The organism is Mycobacterium sp. 1245852.3 (genome assembly GCF_001669335.1).
GTDB classification, from domain to species: Bacteria; Actinomycetota; Actinomycetes; order Mycobacteriales; family Mycobacteriaceae; genus Mycobacterium; species Mycobacterium europaeum_A.
The window spans coordinates 1-2,812 of record NZ_LZLL01000355.1; the positions used below are offsets into that span (position 1 = coordinate 1).

The 2,812-nt window shown below is 68.9% G+C and carries 4 protein-coding genes and 1 pseudogene; 2 read left to right on the forward strand and 3 right to left on the reverse strand.

Annotated features, from left to right (window positions below; all coding sequences use genetic code 11):
* Positions 1-694: spore photoproduct lyase family protein (locus A9W96_RS15935; RefSeq protein WP_369830838.1), on the reverse strand; the 694-nt coding region annotated here is incomplete at its 3' end.
* 79 nt (positions 695-773) lie between these two features.
* Between A9W96_RS15935 and A9W96_RS15940 the strand changes: the two genes are divergently transcribed.
* Together A9W96_RS15940 and A9W96_RS15945 are read left to right on the forward strand one after the other, a co-directional pair.
* The gene (locus tag A9W96_RS15940) at positions 774-1,115 is read left to right on the forward strand and encodes a DUF3253 domain-containing protein (protein ID WP_082972307.1); all 342 of its coding nucleotides are present in this window, start codon (positions 774-776) and stop codon (positions 1,113-1,115) included.
* A 105-nt stretch (positions 1,116-1,220) separates the two neighbouring features.
* A complete protein-coding gene (locus A9W96_RS15945; RefSeq protein ID WP_067141149.1) occupies positions 1,221-1,883 on the forward strand; it encodes a cutinase family protein in 663 nt (220 codons plus the stop codon).
* A gap of 8 nt (positions 1,884-1,891) precedes the next feature.
* Here A9W96_RS15945 and A9W96_RS15950 read toward each other — a convergent pair whose 3' ends face one another.
* Positions 1,892-2,566: an IF2 family translation initiation factor gene (locus A9W96_RS15950; RefSeq protein ID WP_066863100.1), complete on the reverse strand. Its 675-nt coding sequence runs from the start codon at positions 2,564-2,566 to the stop codon at positions 1,892-1,894.
* A gap of 26 nt (positions 2,567-2,592) precedes the next feature.
* Positions 2,593-2,812 (reverse strand): annotated as a pseudogene (locus A9W96_RS32210) (CsbD family protein); the annotation flags it as partial.

The following is a 2,812-nucleotide window of genomic DNA, read 5'->3' on the forward strand; positions in this document are numbered from 1 at the left end:
GGCGCGATGCCTGCGCCGGCATCAGGCTGAACCGCACGCGGGTGCCGCCCCTGGGGTCACGGTTCAGCAGGTCGCGGTTGACGAGCTTGGTCGCGAAGCTGGCCTTGGCATTGGGAAGGCGGGCGAACAGCTCGATCAGGTCGGCCACGTTGTCGGACACCATCGCATCGGCCGAGCAGTCACTGTTCTCCCCGATGTCGTAGACCCAGTCGACGGGATCGCATTGATTGGGCTCGGGTTTGACGCCCTGACGGGCGGCGTGGCGTTCGAGGTAACCGGTGATCTTCTCGATGTTCGCAAACACGGTGATCGGGTTGGCGAAGCCCTTGCGGCGCGGGACGTAGCAATACGAGCACGCCATCGCGCACCCATTGGCCGTCGAGGGCGCGATCCAATCGCTGGACCGCTCGTTGCGGCGCGCCGACAGGCTCTTCTTCTCGCCCAGGACGAGCACTTCTCGTTTGATGCGGACCCAGTCCTCGACGTTGCCCTCGTTGCCATACAGGCCCGGAATCGCCTGGTGCGAGGCGACCTGGATGCGCTCGGCGTCGGGAAATCGGTCCAGCACCTGGCGCGCGCGGGGGAACCGGTCGATGTCGGGCTCGTGGTAGATCCGCTTGATGTCGAGAAGACGGTCCGTGAGGTCGGCCGGCGCCCGGTGCGCATTCGTGTCTTCGGCGAGCGTGGGCGGCATGTTTATCCAACGCCCGCCCGCCGGGCGCGGTTCCATCGGGCGGTGGCGAACCGGTGACGCCGTGGCCTTGACTGGTGGGATGGGTCAGCGATTGCGTGACGAACTGGTTCGCGTGCTCAGCGATGGCGGCCGCGGCGCCGACCACGCCGAGACCGCCCTCGGCGACGGACCGATCGGGCAGCGGCTGGAGGCGTCGATCCGCGCGTTGGCCGAGCATCGCGGGCCGCGCAGCAGCATCTGCCCGTCGGACGCCGCCCGCGCGGTGGGCGGCGACGACTGGCGCGCGTTGATGGACGACGCCCGCCTGGCCGCCCGGCGCCTCGCCAGATCGGGTGACGTGGAGATCACCCAGCGCGGCAACGCCGTCGACCCCGACGGCGACTGGGCCGGACCCATCCGCATCCGCACCACCGGGACCTAGCAATTAGCACTGGGGCGCAACGTCTTTCGTCTTCCCACCGGCGTCCGGCCGGCCCAGCGCCAACCGCCGGAACCGCCGGAACCGCCGATATGACAGGATTTCGGCATGAGTGCACGCGGACTTGCTCGCTTGGTTGGTATCCCGGTTCTGATGATGTGGGCGCTGCTGAGTGCACCCATCGGCGGCCCCACAGCCGCCGCCGATCCCTGCTCGGATGTCTCGGTGGTTTTCGCCCGGGGCACCCATCAGGAGCCCGGCCTCGGCAACATCGGACAGGCCTTCGTCGACTCGCTCACCTCGCAGCTCGGCGGTAAGTCCGTCGACGTCTACGCGGTCAACTACCCGGCCAACGACGACTATCACAACAGCGCCAACGCGGGCGCCGCCGACGCAAGCACACACATCCAGGACGTCATCGCCGGCTGCCCGAACTCGCGCATCGTGCTGGGCGGCTACTCCCAGGGCTCGACGGTGATCGATCTGGCCACCAACGCGCTGCCACCCGCGGCGGCAAACCACGTCGCCGCCGTCGCCCTCTTCGGCGAGCCCACCAGCCAGTTCTCCAGCATGCTGTGGGGCGGTCAGCCGCTACCGACAATCAGTCCTGCCTATAGCGGCAAGGTCACCAGCTTGTGTGCGCCCGACGACCCGATCTGCTCCGGCGGCGGCAACATCATGGCCCACGTTTCCTACATCGACGCCGGGATGACGGCCCAGGCCGCCACGTTTGCGGCCGACCGGATCAACCAGGGCTCGCCGCAAACCTAGAGGCGGCCTCAGTCCTTCGCCCGCTCCTCTTGCCGTTGCCGCTTCTCGGCGGCCGCCAACTCGGCCACCCGATCCGCCTCGGCGCGCGTGGCGGCCGCCTCGCCGAGCTTGTCCTCGGCTTCGTCGACCTTGGCGGCCGAGGCCTTGGCCGCGGCCTTCTCGGCGGCCTGAGTCCGGCTTTCCACCTGGCGCTTGGCTGACTCGACCCCCTGCTTGCGCTTGGCGGCCGCCTCGTCGGCGCGCTGCTTGGCCGCGGCGCTCTGCTGCTGCGCCGACTGCGCCGCCGCACGCTTGCGCTGCTCGGCGTTGACGCGTGCCTCTTTGACCTCCTGCTTGGTGGCCTGCTGCGCCTCCTCGCGCTCGCGGATCGCCTCGTCGCGGGCGCCCTTGAGCTTCGCGTCGGCCTGTTCCTTCCGGGCGGCGGCCCTGGCATCCAATTGAGCCGCACGGCCCAGCGCGTCGCTGCGATCGACCAGGGCGGTCCCCCGTTCGACGATCGCCGGATCACCGAGCGCGTTGCCCACCGTGGTGTCGAGCATGCCCAGCGAGCGCTCGTAGAGCAGTCGCGCGGGAGCTTCCGTCGGGATGCGGTTGACCACCCGATCCTCGATCAACTGCAGCGGGAACCGGGCGAGCTGGTAATGAAACCGCAGAACTGCCAACGGGACTTCGGAAATTTTCATCAACTTCTCCTGGGTAAGGCCCGCCGTCAGGGCAGGTCGGCTTCGTCGGTCACGTTCTGGGCATGGCGTCGCAGACGGTCGGCTTCCGACTCGTCGTTGCGGGCCACCTGAACCGAGGTCTGATGCTCGGCGACGGCGTCGACGATGTCCTCGGACGCTTCGCGGATTTCCGCGCGCTCTTCGGCCTTGGCTTGCTGGATCTCGCGCTGCGCGTCCACCTCGGCCTGGGTCTTCGCGGCGGTGGCC